The organism is Zoogloea sp. (genome assembly GCF_041904905.1).
Taxonomy (GTDB): domain Bacteria; phylum Pseudomonadota; class Gammaproteobacteria; order Burkholderiales; family Rhodocyclaceae; genus Zoogloea.
Genome location: NZ_JAYRMI010000056.1, coordinates 1 through 18842 on the forward strand (window position 1 = coordinate 1; position 18842 = coordinate 18842).

An 18842-nucleotide genomic window follows, 5' to 3' on the forward strand; every position below is an offset into this window, starting at 1 on the left:
TGGGGGGTGGCGGTGCCCGCCCCCCCGGCCGCCCCCGTGGGGGGGCCGGCCGCGCCCGGGCTGGCCAGCCTCGCCGCCCGCGCCTGCATGCGCGGCAGCTGGGCGCTCATGCTGCGCTACGACGCCCCCATCCACCTGCCCTTCGACGCCGCCTTCGTGAACGGCGGCCCGCTGCGCTGGGTGGCCCGCGACAGCAGCAAGCCCGGCCGTCCCCGCGGCGAGACCTGGCTGCTCCACGCCACCGCCGAATGGAGCGAGGCCCACATCGAAGCCACCCCCGAAGCCGCCGCCGACGCCCTGCTCCGGGCCTTCGCCCAGCTCGGCGCCCCGCCGCCCCAGGCCTGGACCGCCCACCGCTGGCGCTACGCCGACACCGAGCCGCCCCTCGACAGCTGCCATGTGTGGGACGTGGATCGGCGCATCGGCCTGTGCGGCGACTGGCTCGGCGGCGGCAAGGTGGAAGGCGCCTGGCTCGGCGGGCGCAGCCTGGCCCAGGACGTGCTGCAGCACTTCGGCGCCTGACCGGCCCCGTCGCCATGGACTACAGCGTCGTCTGGTTCAAGCGCGACCTGCGCCTCCACGACCACGCCGCCCTGCACGCCGCCGCGCGGCGCGGCCCGGTGCTGTGCCTGTACGCGGTCGAGCCATCGCTGTGGGCCGAACCCGACGCCGCCCGCCAGCACTACGCCTTCATCCTCGAAAGCCTGCGCGACCTGTACCGCGCCCTGCGCGGCTGCGGCGGGCGCCTCCACGTCGTCACCGGCGAGATGCCCGACGTGCTCGCCCGCCTCCACGCCGCGGCCCCCATCGGCGCGCTGTTCTCCCACGAAGAAACCGGCAACGGGGCGAGCTACCGGCGCGACCTCGCGGTGGCCCGCTGGTGCCACGAGAACGGCGTGCGCTGGCAGGAGTTCCCCCAGTTCGGCGTGGTGCGCCGCCTCGCCGACCGGGACACCTGGCAGGCCCGCTGGGAAGCCTTCGTCGGCCAGCCCGGCCTGCCGGCGCCGCCCGCGCTGCGCTTCGCCCCCCTGCCCTGGGCCGACACCCCGCCGCCCGACGCCACCGCGCTGGGGCTCGCCGACGACGACCCGCCGGCCCGCCAGCGCGGCGGCCGCAGCGCCGGGCTGGCGGTGCTGGACGACTTCCTCACCGAACGCAGCCGGCAATACCGGGGCGGCATCTCGTCGCCGCTCTCCGCCCCCACCGCCTGCTCGCGCCTGTCGCCCTACCTCGCCTTCGGCTGCCTCAGCCTGCGCGAGATCGTCCACGCCACCCGGCGCACCCTGGCCAGCCTGCCCGCCGGCGCCGGCGCCCAGCGCAACGGCCTCACCGCCTTCATCGGCCGGCTCTACTGGCACTGCCACTTCATCCAGAAGCTGGAGAGCGAGCCGGCCCTCGAGTTCCGCAACCTCCACCGGGGCTACGACGGCCTGCGCGAGCCGGACTGGAACCCCGCCCACTTCGCCGCCCTCAGCGCCGGCCGCACCGGCTGGCCGCTGGTGGACGCCTGCGTGGCCATGCTTCGCGAGACCGGCTGGATCAACTTCCGGATGCGCGCGATGCTCGTCTCTGTGGCCGCCTACCCCCTGTGGCTGCACTGGCGGCCGGTGGGCCTGTGGCTGGCGCGGCAGTTCCTCGACTACGAACCCGGCATCCACTGGAGCCAGCTGCAGATGCAGTCCGGCACCACCGGCATCAACCTGCCGCGCATCTACAACCCCATCAAGCAGGCCCGCGACCACGACCCGAAGGGCCACTTCGTACGCCGCTGGCTGCCCGCCCTGCGCAAGGTGCCCGACAGCTGGCTGTTCGAACCCTGGCGCATGCCCGCCGCGGTGCGGGCCGCCCACGGCCTGGGCCCGGACGACATCCCCCAGCCCTGCGTGGATCTGGACGCCGCCACCCGCAGCGCCAAGGCCCGCCTGTTCGCCCTGCGCGCCCTGCCCGAGGTGCGCGCCGCCAAGGCCGCCATCGTGGCCCGCCACGGCTCGCGCAAACGCACCCCCAGCGGCAGCCCACGCCCCCGGCAGGGCGCCGACACCGCCCAGCTCACGCTGGATCTGTGATGGCCCACGCCAAACCCACCCTCCCCACCAAGACCTGCGCCTGCTGCGGCCGCCCCTTCGCCTGGCGCAAGAAGTGGGCGCGGGTGTGGGACGAAGTGAAGTACTGCTCCGAGCGCTGCCGCCGCACCCGACCGGCCAGCACCACCCCATGAACACCACGATCCACTGGTTCCGCAACGACCTGCGGCTCGCCGACAACCCGGCCCTCACCCACGCCGCCCAGGGCGCCGACCGGCTCATCCCGGCCTTCATCCACCCACCGGCGCAGCCCGGCGTGTGGGGCTTCGAGCGCGTCGGGCCTCACCGCCGGCATTTCCTTGCCACCGGCCTCGCCCGTCTGGCCCGAGAAACCGGCGCCACCCGCATCGTCTGCGAGGCCATCCCCGCCCCCGAGGAGGAGGCCCAGCTCGCCGCCCTGCGAGCCACCGGCATCAGCGTCGAGGCGCACTGGCAATCCACGCTGCTCGACCCCGCCACGCGGCCCTTTGCCGACGCAGACCTGCCGGAGGTCTTCACCGCCTTCCGGCAGGCGGTGGAAGGCGCCGGCACCCAGCCCCCGGCGCCGATCCCCGCGCCAGAGCGCCTGCCGCCGCTGCCCGCTGGCCTCCCCGGCGGCAAGGCCCCGCCACCCGCCCCACCCGCCGACCCACGCTCGGCCTTCCCCTACGCCCTGCCCGCCTTCCACGGCGGCGCCCGCGCCGGGCAGGCCCACCTCGCCCAGTACCTCGCCCGTGGCCTGCCCCACAGCTACAAGGCCACCCGCAACCGCCTCGCCGGCATCGACGACTCCAGCAAACTCTCCCCGTGGCTGGCCATCGGCGCGCTGTCGGCCCGGCAGATCCACGCCGCCCTCAAGGATTTCGAGGCCCGCCACGGCGCCAGCGACGGCACGTACTGGCTGTGGTTCGAGCTGCTGTGGCGCGACCACTTCCACCTGCTCCACCGCAAGCACGGCCGGCGCCTGTACCGCGCCGGGGGCCTTACCGGCAGCCCGCCCCCGCCCCACGACGCCGCCGCCTTCGCCCGCTGGCAGGCCGGCCGCACCGGCCACGGCCTGATCGACGCCGGCATGCGCGAGCTGGCCGCCACCGGCTATCTCTCCAACCGGATGCGCCAGATCGTCGCCAGCTACCTCATCCACGACCTCGCCTGCGACTGGCGGGCCGGCGCCGCGTGGTTCGAGGCCCAACTGGTGGATTACGACGTGTGCAGCAACCACGGCAACTGGCTCTACATCGCCGGCCGGGGCACCGACCCGCGGGGCGGACGCCGCTTCAACCCCGACAAGCAGGCCGCCGCGCACGACCCGGACGGCGCCTATCGAGCCCGCTGGCGCACCCCATGACCACCCTCCGCCTGATCCTCGGCGACCAGCTCAACCCGCAGCACAGCTGGTTTTCCGAGCCCCGCCCGGACGCGATCCTCGTGCTGATGGAGATCCGCCAGGAGACCGACTACGTCCTCCACCACGCCCAGAAGCTCCTCGCCATCTTCGCCGCCATGCGCGACTTCGCCCGCCAGTTGGGCGAGGCCGGCCATCGGGTGGACTACCTCGCCATCGACGACCCGGCCAACCGGCAGTCCCTCCCCGCCAACCTGGACGCCCTGATCGCCCGCCACGGCGCCACCCGCGTCGAATACCAGGCGCCGGACGAATGGCGGCTCGACCGCCAGCTCGCGGCCTGGGCGCGGCAGCTCGACATCCCCGCCACGATGGTCGGCAGCGAGCACTTCTACACCGCCCGGCTCGACGCCGCGCGCCTCTTCGAGGGCCGCAGGCAGTGGCTGATGGAACACTTCTACCGCCACATGCGCACCCGCCACGGCGTGCTGATGGCCGGCGGCAAGCCCCTGGGCGGGCGCTGGAACTTCGACCGCGACAACCGCAAACCCTGGCCCGGCCTGCCCCGCGAGCCTGCCGACCGGCGCGTGCGCCACGATCACTCCGCCCTCTGGCAGCGCATCGAGGCGGCGGGGGTGGAGCACTTCGGCAACCCGGCGGCGGATCGGCTGGCGTGGCCCCTCAACCGGGCCGAGGCCCTGGCCCGGCTGGAAGATTTCGTCGCCGAAGCCCTGCCCCACTTCGGCGATTTCCAGGACGCCATGAGCGCGCGGGCGTGGCGGCTGTTCCACGCCCTGCTGTCCTTCGCCCTCAACACCAAGATGCTCGATCCGCGGGAGGTCGTGCAACGGGTCGAGGCGGCCCACGCCGACGGCAAGGTGCCGCTGGCGGCGGCCGAGGGTTTCATCCGCCAGATCGTCGGCTGGCGCGAATACGTGCGCGGCGTGTATTGGGCGCACATGCCGGGCTACGTGGAACACAACGTGTTCGGCCACCACGCGCCGCTGCCGGCGTGGTTCTGGACGGGCCACACGAAGATGCGCTGCCTCGCCCACAGCATCGGCCAGTCGCTGGAGCACGCCTACGCCCACCACATCCAGCGCCTCATGGTGATCGGCAACTTCGCGCTCCTCGCCGGGCTGGCCCCGGCCGACGTGCATCGCTGGTACCTGGGCATCTACATCGACGCCTTCGAGTGGGTCGAGCTGCCCAACACCCTGGGCATGAGCCAGTTTGCCGACGGCGGCCTGCTGGCCACCAAGCCCTACGTGTCGAGCGCCGCCTACATCGACCGCATGGGCGACTACTGCAAGGGCTGCGCCTACAAGGCCAAGGCCCGCACCGGCCACGACGCCTGCCCGTTCAATGCGCTGTACTGGGATTTCTTCGCCCGCAACCGGGAGCGGCTGGCACCCAACCACCGGCTGGGGATGGTGTATCGCCAGCTGGAACGCTTCGACCCTGCCGCCCTCGCCGCCATCCGCCAGCGCGCCGAAACCCTGCGGGCGGGGCTGGACGCGCTTTAGGCCGCCGGCGTTCAGCCCCCCGCCGCCTGGACGCTGCGCCGGCGGTAGTCGCTGGGCGATTCGCCGTGCCAGCGGCGGAAGGCGCGGGTGAACGCGCTCTGCTCCGAAAACCCCAGCAGGAAGGTGATCTCGGTGAGGCTGCGCTGGGGGTTCTCCAGGTAGCGCCGGGCCAGCGCCTCGCGGGTCTCGTCCACCAGCCGCTTGTAGGTGATGCCCTGCGCCGCCAGCCGGCGCTGCAGGGTGCGCCGGCTCAGGCCGACGGCCTCGGCCAGCCCCCGCTCGGTGGGCTCGCCGGAGGTGAGGTGTTCGAGCAGATGGGCCTTGCAGCGGGTGACGAGGTCGTCCCGGGTGAGTTCGGCCAACTGCCCGGTGAGGATGCGGTCGAAGGTGGCCGCCATGTCCCGGTAGGCGGTGGGCAGGCGCCGGTCGGCCGCGGCGGGGGCGAGCAGGAAGCTGTCCTCGGCGGCGCCGAACTCGACGGGGCAGCCGAAGAAGTCGTCCCACGCATCGCGCCGGGCCGGCAGCGCGCGGCGCAGGCGCACCGCCACCGGGTGGAGGGTGTCGCCAAAGTTGGTGCGGCACATGTCCACGATGATCGACAGGGAGAAGTCGGTCATGAACGGCCCGATCGCCTTGTCGCCGCGCCCGTGGTCGTACACAAAGCGCAGCCCCTCGGGCGACTCCTGCACCGCGTAGCGGAAGCGCTCGCCAAGGATGCGGGCGTAGCGCTCCAGGCGCTTGAGCCCGGTGCGCAGGGTGCTGCTGGAGAGCCAGGCGTAGCCCATGGTGCCCAAGTTGGAGGGGTGCCAGCAGCGCGCCGCGTGCAGCGCAAAGGCCGGGTCGGACAGCCTCGCGCAGGCGCGCTCGAAGACCACGTCGGCGATCCGGCTGGGAAGGCGCCGGCCCGGCTCCGCCAGCTGCTCCGCCGAAATGCCGAGCCCGGCCAGCAGGTCGGCCGGGTCGAGCCCCTCGCGCTCGAACATCCGCATCATCATCAGCCACACCGTGGCCAGCGAGCTGGTCGTTGCCATGCATTCCTCCCGTCTTGAGTGGCGCAGATCGTCAATCGAAAGGCGCGGATCGTCAAGCCCGTTCCGGGGCGTTTCCTTAGGCTGCCGGGTAAGGCATCACGCTTGCGCGTGGGCCGGCAGCGCGAGCAATCGCGCGCCCGCAACCCTGACGATGGAGCCAGCATGTCGAGCCACCCGTTCGCCCCGGACCCCATCACCGGCTTCAGCGGCCGGGGGGAGAGCCTGCCCCTGGCCCGGCGGGTGATGCGCGAAACCGCCGCCCGCGGTCTGCCCCTGGCCCTGCTGTGGCTCGACCTCGACCGTTTCCACAAGGTCAATGCCTCGTTCGGGCACCGCGGCGGCGACCGCATCATCGCCCACGTCGCCGCCCTCATCCGCGCGCTGGCGCCCGCCACCGCCCACTGCCTGCGGATGGGGAGCGACGAGTTCGTCGTGCTGCTGCCCGGCACCCGCCTGGGCGCGGCCCGGGCCCTGGGGCTGCGGCTGGCCCAGGCCCTCGAGCAGCCCCTGGCGCTGGACGGGATGACGATCCACCCCACCGCCAGCATCGGCGTGGCCCGGCTCCGGCGGGGCGAGCGCCTGCACGCCCTCTTCGAGCGCGGCGACCGGGCGATGCTCGAGGCCAAGCGCCAGGGCGGCAACCGCCTGGTGGTGTCGGGCAGCGAGGCCCGCCGCGGGGATCACGGGGTGCAGCTGGCCCGCGAGGCGCTGGCGGTGGAATCGGACCTGCATCTGGCGCTGGAGACCGGCGGGCTGTCCCTCGACTTCCAGCCGGTGCTCGGCTTCGACGGGCGGATCGAGGCCGTCGAGGGGCTGATGCGCTGCCGGGTGCACGACCGCCAGCTGGCGCCGGACCGCTTCATCCCGGTGGCCGAGAAAACCGGCCTGATCGTGCGCCTGGGCGAGTGGAGCCTGCTCCAGGGCACCCGCTTCGCCGCCCGGCTGTGCCGCGAGGGCCGGCCCACCAAGGTGGCGATCAACGTGTCGCGGGCCCAGCTCACCTCGCCGGCCTTCCTGCCGGCGCTGCACGGCGCGCTGCTCTGCGCCGACGTGGCCCCGGCGCTGATCGAGCTGGAGCTGACCGAATCGCTGGCGATGGAAGACTCGGCGCTCGTCCAGCACAACCTCCGCCGCGCCCGGGAGACCGGCGTGGGGCTGGCCATCGACGACTTCGGCACGGGCTATTCCAGCCTGTCGTGCCTGAAGGATCTGCCCGCCACCAAGCTCAAGCTCGACCGCGCCTTCGTGCAGGTGCTGCCCGACGACCGGCGGGCCTACGCCGTGGTGCGTGCCCTGGCGCGGCTGGCCCGGGAGCTGGGCATGGTGACGGTGGCCGAAGGGGTCGAGACCGAAGAACAACTGGCCGCCCTGCGCGACGCGGAGGTGGACGCCATCCAGGGCTTCATCCGGGCCCGGCCGATGAACGAAGAGGCCTTGCTGGCCTGGCTTGCGCAAAGGAAAACGCCATGACGCCCCCCCGCACCCCGCCCCACCCGGCGGTCGACGCCCTGCTGGAGCGCTCGATCCGCGACATCGACATCCCGCCGCGGCCCCTCATCCTCGACCGCATCCGCCGCGAGATGCATCGGGACGAGCCCGACATGGGCACGGTCGGCCGCCTGATCGGGCGCGACGTGAGCCTCGCCGCCGGGCTCATCAAGACCGCCAACTCGCCCTATTTCGGGTTCTCGCTGCGGGTGCGCTCGGTGAGCGAAGCCCTGCTGATGCTCGGCCTCGACGCCGCCAGCCGGGCCGTGGCGGCCATCAGCCTGCACAAGGCCTTCCCCGCCGGCGCCCACTACGAGCGCTTCTGGCACAGCTCGGCGGAGATCGCCGCGCTGTCGGGCTGGCTCGCCCAGCAGCTCGCGGTGCCCGGCGTGCGCGCCGACGACGCCTACACCTTCGGCCTGTTCCGGGATTGCGGGATCGTCATCCTGCTGCGGCGCTTCCCCGGCTACCGGGACATTCTGCAGCGCGCCAACGACGACGGCGCGCGCCCCTTCACCGCCCACGAACTGGACGCCCTGCCCACCCATCACGCCGTGGTGGGCAGCCTGCTCGCCCAGAACTGGTGGCTGCCCGAGCCGGTGTCCCAGGCCATCCGCCACCACCACGACGCAGACATGCTGGCGCGCTTCGACACCGGCCTGGCGCTGCCCGCCCGCCGCCTCGTGGCCCTCGCCCAGAGCGCCGAGTGGCTGGTGCAGACGGCCACCGGGGGCAGCCGGACGCGCGAATGGGACAAGCTCGGCCCCGCGTGCCAGCGCCTGCTCGATCTGGACGAGCCGACGCTGGCGGCGCTGGTGGCACCCGCCGCACAGCTGCTCGGCAACATCGACTGAGCGCTCCGGCGTTCACCCCCGGAGCCGGCGGGTCCAGTCCGTCAGCGCCTGCATCTGGTCGGCCACCAGCTTCTGCAGGCGCGCGTCGGTCAGGTTCCCGTCGCCATCGAAGGTGCCCGCAAAGGCGTTGGCGAACACCTCCGGCTTGTTGAGCGGGTGCAGGTCGAGATACACGCAGACCTGACGCAGATGGTACTGGGCGCGGGACGTGCCCATCCCCCCGCCGGCGCCCAGGATCGCCACCGGCTTGCCCGCCAGCAGCGCGTTGTCCGGCTCCCGGGACGCCCAGTCGAGGATGTTCTTCAGCGCCGGCGCCAGCGAGTAGTTGTACTCCGGGCAGGCCAGCACCAGCGCATCGGCCGCGGCCAGCTGGGCAAGCACCCGCTCGACGGCGGCCGGCCTCGTGGCAAGGTCGGCGTTGTAGAAGGGCACGTCCGCCAGATCGGCGAACTCCATGCTCACGCCCGACGGCAGGCTGGCCTGGGCCGCCCGCAGCAGGCCCCGGTTGGTGGACTTCTGGCGCAGGCTGCCGGCAATACCCAGAAACTGGAACGACATGATCGATTTCTCCCTGAAAGGTCGGATGGATGCGGCCAGCGCCGCGGCCCAGGTTCCGACACAGCCGCCGGGCGCCCGGTTCCCGGTCGCTCCGCCCAACGTGGGCCCGACCGTCCGTGCTATCATGTCGGATTCGGTCGTGCATTCGAAGTTTCGTCCGCGCCACGCGCCGGCGATGCGCCTACCCCATCCGAATTCACACCCGCGCCGGCCTGCTGCCAGCCCGGGGCTTTCCACTGGCGTGCCAGCCCCGCTGCCCACCACGTCATTCATCTGCGCCTGCGATACTGCTCGCAGGCACCTCGTGCCGATCGCCCACCCGGTGACCGGCACCCGCCCTCCCCGGCCCCGACCGGGCCGGCGAAACCCGGGCCCATCCCCCTTTCGGATGCGCGGCCCGCCACAAGGAGCCCGAACATGGCCAAGGAAGAACTCATCGAAATGCACGGCAAGGTCACCGAAGTCCTGCCGGACGGTCGCTACCGCGTCACCCTCGACAACGAACACCTGCTCATCGCCTACGCCGGCGGCAAGCTCAAGAAGAACCACATCCGCATCATCGCCGGCGACGAGGTGACCCTCGAGATGTCGCCCTACGACCTCACCAAGGGCCGCATCACCTTCCGTCACCTGCCCCCGCGCAGCGGCAACGCCCCCGCGCCCGCCCGCCGCTACTGACGCTTCACCCTCCGGCCGGGCCCACGAAGCTCAACAAACGTGAAAAACGGCCGGTTTTGCTGCAGTCATGGGGCGGACGCCTTGCGGGAGACCGCCGGTCTTGATACCATCCGCCCCGCTTTTCACGGGTAACCGAGCTTCTGGCCGACAGGCCGGCGGTTTGCGCCACCACCCGGTCGGCGTCGTGTTCCACGGCCCGCGTGCAGTGCTCATGTAGCTCAGTGGCAGAGCACTCCCTTGGTAAGGGAGAGGTCGGCAGTTCAATCCTGCCCATGAGCACCATCCTTCCCCCCGTCTTCTTCCCGTCCCCGGAGAGTGCCGGCAGCCATGATGACGTTCCGCACGTCCGCATCGCCCCGCCACCGGCAAGCCTGTCACCCCCCGCACCGGCATCCGGCCGAGCAGCACCCCTCCCGCATCCCGCAAGTGAACCAGCGGCATCGACGTTTCCCCGGCCACGGCGCGTCCGACTTGAGGCACACTGGGGCCCGCAGCCATCAGCGAACCGCGGCATGACGCGGACACGGCGAAAACTCGGCCCCTCTCCATGATCTCCCGGCTTTTACCCCAGATGTCGGCGCGCCCGCTGCTTGCGGTCCGCGCGGCGATCATCGGCGTCACCCTGCTGGCCCTGGGCGTCATCTGGTTCGGCACCCTCGCTTCCACCGCACAGAACGAACGACAAGCGGCCGAACGCATCCGCACCCGGGCGCTGATCCAGGCCAGGGCCGCCGGCGCCACGGTGCAGGCCGGCATCGAACGCTTCGACTTCGCCCTGCGCACCGCCCGCATCGCCGCGCTGGAGAGCCCGGCGGCGGTCACCCTGCAGAGCCAGCTGGTGACCGAGACGATGCCGCCGGGGCTGGTCCTGCAGCAGTTCCGCATCGACGCGGACGGCTATCTGGCCTACTCGTCCCTGGGCCAGGCGCCGCGCAACTTCCTCGGCGACCGGGATTACTTCCGCCAGCTCGCCACCGACCACGAAGACCGGCTGGCGATCTCGCCGCCGATACTGGGCCGCCTCACCGGCAAATGGAGCATCCAGGTGGCCCGGGCGATCCGCCGCGACGGCCGCTTCGAGGGCGTGGTATCGCTGGCCGTCTCGCCCGACGTGTGGACCGAGCAGCTCTCCCGCTTCGAGAGCGGCCCGCGGGACACCCTGACCCTGCTCTCGCCCCAGGGCCACATCCTGCTGCGCACCCTCAACCCCGGCGCCCACTACGGCAAGCAGGTTCCGCCGCAGCGGGAATACCTCGTGCGGCCCGACCTGAAGGAGGGCGACTACGTGGCCCACGCCTCGGTCGATGGCATCCTGCGCCAGTACGGCTGGACGCGGCTGCCGTCGGGGCTGGTGATGATGAGCGGCATCGCCCTCGACGACGCCCTTGCCCCGATGCACGCCCAGAACACCTGGGCGATCCAGCAGGCCGGCATCTTCAGCGCCCTGCTGACGATCGTCGTGCTTGGCCTGCTGGTGGCCTTGAAGCGCTACGAGCGGGCGGTGGACGCCCTCGCCGACCGGGAGGAGCACCTGTCCGAGGTGCTCGACTACATGGCCGAAGGCATCGTCATCGTCGACACCGGGAACCGCATCGTGGACATCAACCCGGCCTTCAGCGCGATCACCGGCTTTGGCGCCGACGAGCTGCGCGGGCAGCACATCTCCGCGCTGCCCGCCGGTCGGGTGGGTGGGCGCAGCCTGGGCGAACTGTTCGGCCCGGCCGACCTGCACCACCAGCGCGGCGACTTCGAGGGCCGCCGCCGGGACGGCGAGGCCTACACCGGCCACGCGGTGATCTCCGCCGTGCTAGACGCGGACGGCGGCGTGGTGCACCGGGTGGCGCTGGTGGCCGACGTGACCGAACTGCGCCGCCGCGACGGCGAGATCTGGCACCAGGCCAACTTCGACCGTCTGACCGGCCTGCCCAACCGCTCCCTCATCACCGACCGGCTCGAGAGCATGGTCTACCACGCCCGCCGTCATCAGTCCGAAGTGGTGGTGCTGTTCATCGATCTCGACCGCTTCAAGCCGGTGAACGACCGCTACGGCCACGAGGTGGGCGACCAGCTCCGGCAGCAGGTCGCCCAGCGCCAGCAGAAGCTGTTCCGCGACGAGGACACCGTGGCCCGTCTGGGGGGGGACGAGTTCGTGGTGGCGATGCCCACCGACGCGGGCTCGGCCGCCATCGAGCCCGCCGCCGCCAAGGTGGTGGAGGCGCTGTCCCAACCCTTCGAGGTGGACGGCCACCAGTTGAGCATCGCCTGCAGCGTGGGGGTGGCCCGCTTCCCGGCCGACGGCGACAGCGCCGAACGCCTGCTGGTCGCCGCCGACCACGCTATGTACCGCGCCAAGAACGCCGGCCGGGCGCGCTGGAGCGCCTGAGGCCAGGCCACGCGGCGGGCGGCCAGCGTCGGCGAGGCGCCTATCCGCCGCGCGCCGAATCGGGCCGGCGCCAGACCAGCCCGGCCAGCGCCACCGCCGCGAACGCCGCGCCGCACAGGAAGGTGGCGCGGGCCCCGAAGGCGTCCCACAGCGCGCCGGCCACCACGCTGGCAAGCAGCAGCCCCAGCCCGCCGGCCAGGTTGAACACCCCGAAGGCCGTGCCGCGCAGCGCTGCCGGCGCCGTATCGGCCACCAGCGCCGCCAGCAGGCCCTGGGTCATGCCCATGTGCAGGCCCCACAAGGCCACCCCGATGGCCAGCCCGGCCAGGCCATCCACCAGCGCCAGGGCCAGATCGGCCGCCACCAGCACCGCAAAGCCCAGGCCCAGCAGGCTGCCCCGGTGCAGGCGGTCGGCCAGCACCCCCACCGGGTAGGAAGACAGGGAATACACCACGTTCATCACCACCAGCACCATCGGTATCCACACCAGCGCCACCCCCAGCTCCTGGGCCCGCAACACCAGGAAGGCCTCGCTGAAGCGGGCGACGGTGAACACCGCGGAGATCCCCACCACCCACCAGTAAGCGGCCGGCAGGCGGGCCAGCTCGGCCCGCGACAGGGGCGAGCGAACCCGCGCGGCGGCCGGCCGCGGCGCGTCGTGCACCGCCAGACCGATCAGCGCGAAGGCGCCGAAGGCCGGCACCACCGCCACCCAGAACACCAGCCGGATGTCGCCGCCGGACCATGCCATCAGGGCGATCGCCAGCAGCGGCCCCAGGAAGGCCCCGGTGGTGTCGAGGGACTGACGCAGCCCGAAGGCTGCCCCGCGCAGGCCCGGCGGCGCCAGATCGGCGATCAGGGCGTCGCGGGGAGCGCCGCGGATGCCCTTGCCCACCCGGTCGATGAAGCGCGCCGCCACCACCCAGGCCGCGGTCTCGGCCAGGGGGAACACCGGCTTGGTGCAGGCCGCCAGCCCGTAGCCGACGGTCGCCAGCAGCTTGCGCCGCCCCAGCCAGTCGGACAGGGCGCCGGAGAACACCTTGGTGATCGATGCGGTCGCCTCGGCGATCCCCTCGATGAAGCCCACCGCCAGTGTCGACGCCCCGAGCGCTCCCACCAGGTACACCGGCAGCAGGGCGTGGATCATCTCGGACGAGATGTCCATCAGCATCGACACCAGCCCCAGCGCCCAGATGCCGGCAGGCAGGCGCGACCGGCTGGCGGCGTCGGGCGGGGTTCCGGAAAGGCTCATGGGCGGTCTCCTGCTGGGGTGAGGCCAAGTGGATTCTCGAGATTTTTTGCAGGCGAGCGAGATTCCGGCCGGCCTCCGGGTTATCCTTGGCGCCTCGCCCGCCCAGGGCCGAAGCATGACACGCCAGGAGAACACAGAGAATGACGGATCGACAGGGTCTGCCATGGACCGACGCCTTCCTGCTCGGTTTCGAGGCGATGGACGACACGCACCGGGAATTCGTCGCCATCGCCGACCGGCTGCTGACCTGCCCCGACGAGCAGCTCGCCGCGGCAATGCGCGACTTCATCGAACACGCCGAAGCCCATTTCGGGCAGGAAAAGGCGTGGATGGAGGAGACCGACTTCCCACCGCGGGACTGCCACGTGGACGACCACAACGCGGTGATGGAGTCGGCGCGGCAGGTGGAGGAGTTGGTGCGCGACGGGGATGTGGCGGTGGGTCGCGAGTTTGCCACCGAGCTGGCCCGCTGGTTTCCCAGCCACGCCGACTACCTGGATTCGGCCCTGGCCCAGTGGCTGGCCAAGAAGAAGCTGGGCGGCGTGCCGGTGGTGCTGCGCCGCAACCTGCCCATCGACCGCTGACCGTCGCCCCCCCGGCTCAGCGCGCGAGGGCTTCGTCCAGCTTGCGGTAGCCGCCGTCGCGGATCTGGGTGAAGAAGGCCTTGCGCTGGGTGTCGCCGTTGGCGTCGAAGACGATCTGCTGCTGCAGCCCCTGATAGGGCCCGCGGCGCAGCACCGCGGCCTTCGGACTCTCGTCGCCGGTGCGCCTGGAGAGGGCATCGAACAGCACCATCGCCGCGTCGTAGGCCGACACCGAGCTGTAACCCGGGTTCTTCTGGAAGCGCTTGAAGTAGGCCTCGCGGAACTCGCTGTAGCGGGGCGAGTGGTCGTCCCGGTCATAGTTCTGGACGATCAGCAGGCCCTCCACCACCTTGCCGCCCAGCTCGATCAACTGCTCGCTGGCGGCCCACTCCGAGGCGCCGATGGGCAGGGCCGGCGCCTGCCGGCGGGCCTGCTGGGCCAGCCGCGCCACGTCGATCCCCCCGGCGATGAAGAACAGCCCGTCCGGCGCGTTCTTGAGCATCGCCCCGACCACCCCGCCGAAATCGGTGTCCCGCCGGGATTCGTACGCCACCTCGGTAACCACGGCGCCCCCCTGCTCGGCAAAGGCCTTGCGGAACTCGTTGAGCCACGACACCGAGAACGACCGGTTGCGCTCGTCGTAGGCCACCGCCACCCGGCGCTGGCCCAGGCGATGGATCACCCGGGCGTAATCCCGGGCGTTGTCGCGGGTGCTGCGGTTGATCCGCACGAGGTTGTCGTCCTTGCCGACGAAATCCATCGAGCTGACGGTCGGGCTGATGACCAGGGTGCCGCTGCCAGCCAGCACCGGCACCACCACCGCAGCCATGCCGCTGGTGAAGGGCCCGATCACCGCCTCCACCTTGGCGGCCGCCAGTTCCGAGGCCGATCTGGCGGCGGTCTCCCGATCCTGGGCGTCGTCCCGCGCCACCACCTCGATCTTGCGCCCCTTGATGCCGCCGGCGCGGTTGACCTGCTCGACCGCCAGCAGCACGCCGTTGTAGCCGGCCTGCCCGACGTCCGAGTTCTGATCCGACAGCCCGCCGACAAAGCCGACGCGCAGCGGTCCATCCGGCCCACACCCGGCCAGCAACAACCCGGCGACCATCGCCAGCATGCCTCTGCACAAGCCCTTGCCCAAACTCTCGACCTCCACGCCAAAGCTGTCACGATACTCCAATTGCATTGCACGTCACCACACCGGCGCGCATCTGGAGCGACGACCGCCCAACCGCGCCGGGCGAACGGCGCCCGACACCCTCGTCTTGAGCGCCTGCGGGGGCGCCGATCGGACGGGCGCATTGGCGGTAAAGTTTTTTCAAATTCTTGCGATAACAACAGAATTACTATTTTTAATGAGTTTGCGCCGATGGCGCCGCCCTCCCCGCCCCGTCACTCAAGTCGGAAGGCCCCGGGCCGTCTACAATGGGCGCGCGTTCCGGCACTGACCGAGCCAGACCTGCCGCTCGCCCCCCTCACCGCCCTGTCACCAACCCCCAGCACCCCAGGCCGCCGAACGGATCGACTCCATGCTCTCCCGTTCTCCGCTCGCTAACCGTCAGCAGCGCTGGCGATCCTCCCTCCGCCTGCGGCTTGTCGCCCTGGGGCTGGTGCCGCTGCTGATCGCCTTTCCGATCATCCTCGCCACCCTGGTGGTGCTGGGCGACGCGCGCATCACCGGCCTGCTCGAGAGCAGCTCCCGCAGCCAGCTCGCCAGCGCCCGCAACTACATGGATCAGGTGCGCGCCCAGACGCTCCGCCACGTGGAGGAGGTAGTGCGCGCCGAGCGGATCGCCCACCTGCTGGCCGCCCATGGCAGCCGCGCCGGGAAAGACCCGATCCCGCTGCTCGACCAGTTCCTGAGCGCCCGCGCCGAGGTGGCCCGGCTCGACTACCTCATCCTCGCCACCCGGGACGGGCACGTGATCGCCTCCAGCACCGAGCTGCCGCCGGGCAGCCAGCTGCCCTCCAGCTTCGCCCAGCGCCAGGCCGCCACCGGGCTGGCCACCGTGCGCTACGCGCGCTTCGACGCCGCCGAGCTGGGCGCCCTCTCGCCCACCCTGCCGGCCCGGGCGCGGATCGAGGTGCTCGACCGGGAAGGCGCGCCGCCGGAAACCCGCGGCCTGACCATCGACGCCGCGGCCCACCTGCCCCTGAGCAACGCCCACGGCGACACCATCCTGGTGGGCGGGCTGCTGCTCAACAACAACCTGCCGATGATCGACCGGATCCGCGACGTGGTGTTTCCCGCCGCCCCCAACGCCGTGGTCAACGACGGGGTCACCACCCTCTTCCTGGACGACCTGCGGGTGTCCACCACCGTCACCTTCGCCAACAGCACCCGCGCCATCGGCACCCACGCCGCGGGCAACGTGCGCGCCAAGGTGCTGGAGGGCGACGCCTCGTGGGCCGACCGCACGCTCATCGGCGAGGACTGGCACATCGCCAGCTACGAAGCGATCCACGACGGCGAGGGCCGCCACATCGGGATGCTCGGCACCGGCTTCCCCGAGCAGCGCTACGCCCGCGAGCGCTGGCTGCTGATCGGCAGCATCGGCGGCCTGCTCGCCCTGGCCATGCTCGGCCTGTCCCTCACCTTCCTGTACGGCGCCCACGGCATCACCCGACGCCTGGGCGCCATCTCCGACACGATGACCGCGATCCAGCGCGGCGACGACGGCGCCCGGGTGCCGCGGGACAACGAGAGCGACGAGATCGCCCAGCTCGCCGGGCACTTCAACGGGCTCCTCGACAGCCTCGACACCCAGCGGCTCGCCCGCCAGCAGGCCCAGCGCGGCATCGCCGAAGAAGCCTCGCGGCGCCGCGCCCTGTTCGAGATGGCGCGCGACGGCATGGTGGTGCTCAACGACGACTGCAGCGTCTTCGAGGCCAACCTGCAGTTTGCCGCGATGCTCGGCTACCGCCCCGAAGAGCTTGCCCGGCTCCACGTGTGGGATTGGGAAGCCCGTTTCTCCAAGTCCGAGCTGCTGCCCATGATCCGCAGCGTGCGCCCGGACGGCGAAGCCTTCGAGACCCTCCACAAGCGCAAGGACGGCAGCGTCTACGTGGCGGAGATCAAGTCCAGCCGGGTCGAATGGGGCGGCAAGACCTACGTGATGTGCTCCGTCCGCGACATCACCGAACGCCAGCAGCTTGCCGGCGAGCTGGAAGCCCACCGCCACCACCTGGCCGAACTCGTCGAACAGCGCACCCGCGAGCTGGCCGCCGCGCGGGACGAAGCCGAAAGCGCCAACCGTGCCAAGAGCAGCTTCCTGGCCAACATGAGCCACGAAATCCGCACCCCGATGAACGCCATCATCGGGCTGTCCCACCTGCTCCAGCGGGAGATCCGCGAGCCCACCCAGCTCGACCGGGTGGACAAGATCGGCGCGGCCGCCCAGCACCTGCTGCGCATCATCAACGACATCCTCGACCTGTCCAAGATCGAGGCCGACAAGGTTACCCTCGAGAGCATCGACTTCCCCCTGCGCACCACCCTCGAGAAGGTCACCGGCCTGGTCCGCGAGAGCGCCGACCAGAAAGCCCTGGGCCTCACCGTCGAGATCGACCCCGCGCTGCCCCCCATCCTGCGGGGCGACCCGGTGCGCGTCGAGCAGATCCTCGTCAACTTCCTGTCCAACGCGGTCAAGTTCTCCACCCGCGGCACCATCGTCCTGCGCGCCCTGCGCCTGCCCGCCAGCGGCAGCGGCGTCGCGCTGCAGCTCGAAGTGGAAGACCACGGCATCGGCCTGAGCGACACCCAGCAAGCCTCGGTGTTCCGCGCCTTCGAGCAGGCCGACAACTCCACCACCCGCAAGTACGGCGGCACCGGCCTGGGGCTGGCGATCAGCAAACGGCTGGCCGAACTGATGGGCGGCGAGATCGGCGTGCGCAGCAGCGTGGGCGTCGGCAGCACCTTCTGGCTGCGCCTGCACCTGGAGCCCGGCCAGGCCGCCCTCCGCCCCGACACCGCCCCCGCAGCCCCGGTCGACGCCCACACCGCCCCCCTGCGCAAGCTGCGCGAGCACTACGCCGGCCGCCGCATCCTGCTGGCCGAAGACAACCCCCTCAACCAGGAGATCGCCTGCGAGCTGCTGCGCGACGCCGGCCTGACGGTTGAACTCGCCGGCGACGGCCGGCAGGCCCTCGACGCGGTGCGCCGCGACGGCAGCGGCTTCGACCTCATCCTGATGGACCTGAGCATGCCGGTGATGGGCGGGCTCGAAGCCGCCGCGGCCATCCGCGCCCTGCCCGGCGGCGGCGCCGTACCCATCGTCGCGATGACCGCCAACGCCTTCGACGAGGACCGCAACCAGTGCCTCGCCGCCGGCATGAACGACCACGTGCCCAAGCCCGTCGACCCGGACGTGCTCTACCGCACCCTGCTGCGCTGGCTGCCCGCCGCCGCCCCTGCCGCGGCCCCCACGCCGGCGCCGGCGCCCCGGCCCCAGCCGCCGACGGCGAGCCTGGAGGCCATCGACGGCCTGGACGTGGCCCGGGGCCTGCGCACCATGCGCGGCCACGAAGAACGCTACCGGCGCATCCTCGGCGTGTTCGCCCGCACCCACCGGGACGACGCCGCCACCCTGCGCGCCAGCCTCGCCGACGGCCGCCCGACCGACGCCGAACGGGCCGCTCACAGCCTCAAGGGCAGCGCCGCGTCGGTGGGCGCCAGCCGGGTGGAGGCCGCTGCCGCCGCCCTGGAAAAGCAGATCCGCGAACAGGCGCCCGACGCCCTGCTGCAGGCCGGCATCGACACCCTGGCGGCCGAACTCGCGCAGCTCGTGCCGGCCATCGAGGCGGCCCTTCAGGCCAGCGCCCCGCCCCCCGCCGCCGACGCCCCGCCGGCCACCGATCCGCAGGCCCTCCGGCACTTCGGCAACGAGCTGGGCCGGCTCCTCGCCGAAGACGACATCCGCTCGGCCAGCCTGTGGCGCAGCCACGGCCGGCTGCTGGACGCCCTGGAGCCCGACACCGCCCACCGCATCGGCGACGCCATCGAGAACTTCGAGTTTGAAGCCGCCCACCGGCTGCTGGCGGCGCTCCTCGCCCGCCACGGGGGCGACGCGCCCTGACCCGC

15 protein-coding genes and 1 tRNA gene are annotated in these 18842 nt (G+C 72.0%); 12 read left to right on the forward strand and 4 right to left on the reverse strand.

Annotated elements, in window-relative coordinates; all coding sequences use genetic code 11:
• From ACE3N6_RS14295 to ACE3N6_RS14315, 5 genes are all read left to right on the forward strand, one after another.
• The coding region (locus ACE3N6_RS14295) for an NAD(P)/FAD-dependent oxidoreductase (RefSeq protein WP_374246448.1) at positions 1–522 on the forward strand (522 nt) is incomplete at its 5' end.
• A gap of 14 nt (positions 523–536) precedes the next feature.
• Positions 537–2066, forward strand: a complete 1530-nt coding sequence (locus ACE3N6_RS14300) for a deoxyribodipyrimidine photo-lyase/cryptochrome family protein (protein WP_374246449.1) — start codon at positions 537–539, stop codon at positions 2064–2066.
• Complete coding sequence (locus ACE3N6_RS14305; protein WP_374246450.1) at positions 2066–2218, forward strand: DUF2256 domain-containing protein; 153 nt, start codon at positions 2066–2068, stop codon at positions 2216–2218. Before ACE3N6_RS14300 ends, ACE3N6_RS14305 begins: the two co-directional genes overlap by 1 nt.
• Positions 2215–3411 carry a DASH family cryptochrome gene (locus tag ACE3N6_RS14310; protein WP_374246451.1) on the forward strand — a complete coding sequence of 399 codons (1197 nt, stop codon included), beginning with the start codon at positions 2215–2217 and terminating at the stop codon, positions 3409–3411. The genes ACE3N6_RS14305 and ACE3N6_RS14310 overlap by 4 nt, the downstream gene beginning before the upstream one ends.
• On the forward strand, positions 3408–4934 hold the full coding sequence (locus ACE3N6_RS14315) for a cryptochrome/photolyase family protein (RefSeq protein WP_374246452.1): 1527 nt from the start codon (positions 3408–3410) through the stop codon (positions 4932–4934). Before ACE3N6_RS14310 ends, ACE3N6_RS14315 begins: the two co-directional genes overlap by 4 nt.
• Positions 4935–4945: 11 nt before the next feature.
• On the opposite strand, the gene ACE3N6_RS14320 is transcribed toward ACE3N6_RS14315, so the two are convergent.
• Positions 4946–5965 (reverse strand): AraC family transcriptional regulator, encoded by a 1020-nt coding sequence (locus tag ACE3N6_RS14320; RefSeq protein WP_374246453.1) that lies wholly within the window; start codon positions 5963–5965, stop codon positions 4946–4948.
• A gap of 162 nt (positions 5966–6127) precedes the next feature.
• Here ACE3N6_RS14320 and ACE3N6_RS14325 point away from each other — a divergent pair, with 162 nt between their 5' ends.
• Both ACE3N6_RS14325 and ACE3N6_RS14330 read left to right on the forward strand, forming a co-directional pair.
• Positions 6128–7435 (forward strand): putative bifunctional diguanylate cyclase/phosphodiesterase, encoded by a 1308-nt coding sequence (locus ACE3N6_RS14325; RefSeq protein WP_374246454.1) that lies wholly within the window; start codon positions 6128–6130, stop codon positions 7433–7435.
• On the forward strand, positions 7432–8307 hold the full coding sequence (locus ACE3N6_RS14330; RefSeq protein WP_374246455.1) for an HDOD domain-containing protein: 876 nt from the start codon (positions 7432–7434) through the stop codon (positions 8305–8307). The genes ACE3N6_RS14325 and ACE3N6_RS14330 overlap by 4 nt, the downstream gene beginning before the upstream one ends.
• A 12-nt stretch (positions 8308–8319) precedes the next feature.
• On the opposite strand, the gene ACE3N6_RS14335 is transcribed toward ACE3N6_RS14330, so the two are convergent.
• Complete coding sequence (locus ACE3N6_RS14335; protein WP_374246456.1) at positions 8320–8865, reverse strand: NADPH-dependent FMN reductase; 546 nt, start codon at positions 8863–8865, stop codon at positions 8320–8322.
• A 417-nt stretch (positions 8866–9282) separates the two neighbouring features.
• Here ACE3N6_RS14335 and infA point away from each other — a divergent pair, with 417 nt between their 5' ends.
• The 3 genes from infA (at position 9283) to ACE3N6_RS14350 (ending at position 11926) form a co-directional block, all read left to right on the forward strand.
• Positions 9283–9543 (forward strand): translation initiation factor IF-1, encoded by a 261-nt coding sequence (gene infA / locus ACE3N6_RS14340; protein WP_374246457.1) that lies wholly within the window; start codon positions 9283–9285, stop codon positions 9541–9543.
• A 207-nt stretch (positions 9544–9750) separates the two neighbouring features.
• Positions 9751–9825 (forward strand) — tRNA-Thr (locus ACE3N6_RS14345).
• Positions 9826–10114: 289 nt separating this feature from the next.
• Positions 10115–11926, forward strand: coding sequence for a diguanylate cyclase domain-containing protein (locus ACE3N6_RS14350; RefSeq protein WP_374246458.1), 1812 nt, complete (start codon positions 10115–10117; stop codon positions 11924–11926).
• 40 nt (positions 11927–11966) lie between these two features.
• Here ACE3N6_RS14350 and ACE3N6_RS14355 read toward each other — a convergent pair whose 3' ends face one another.
• Complete coding sequence (locus ACE3N6_RS14355) at positions 11967–13178, reverse strand: MFS transporter (protein ID WP_374246459.1); 1212 nt, start codon at positions 13176–13178, stop codon at positions 11967–11969.
• Between the two features lie 140 nt (positions 13179–13318).
• Between ACE3N6_RS14355 and ACE3N6_RS14360 the strand changes: the two genes are divergently transcribed.
• Positions 13319–13762: a bacteriohemerythrin gene (locus ACE3N6_RS14360; RefSeq protein ID WP_374246460.1), complete on the forward strand. Its 444-nt coding sequence runs from the start codon at positions 13319–13321 to the stop codon at positions 13760–13762.
• 16 nt (positions 13763–13778) lie between these two features.
• Here ACE3N6_RS14360 and ACE3N6_RS14365 read toward each other — a convergent pair whose 3' ends face one another.
• Positions 13779–14948 (reverse strand): ABC transporter substrate-binding protein, encoded by a 1170-nt coding sequence (locus tag ACE3N6_RS14365; RefSeq protein WP_374246461.1) that lies wholly within the window; start codon positions 14946–14948, stop codon positions 13779–13781.
• 343 nt (positions 14949–15291) lie between these two features.
• On the opposite strand from ACE3N6_RS14365, the gene ACE3N6_RS14370 reads away from it, so the two are divergent.
• The gene (locus tag ACE3N6_RS14370; protein ID WP_374246462.1) at positions 15292–18837 is read left to right on the forward strand and encodes an ATP-binding protein; all 3546 of its coding nucleotides are present in this window, start codon (positions 15292–15294) and stop codon (positions 18835–18837) included.
• The last annotated feature ends 5 nt before the right edge of the window (positions 18838–18842 follow it).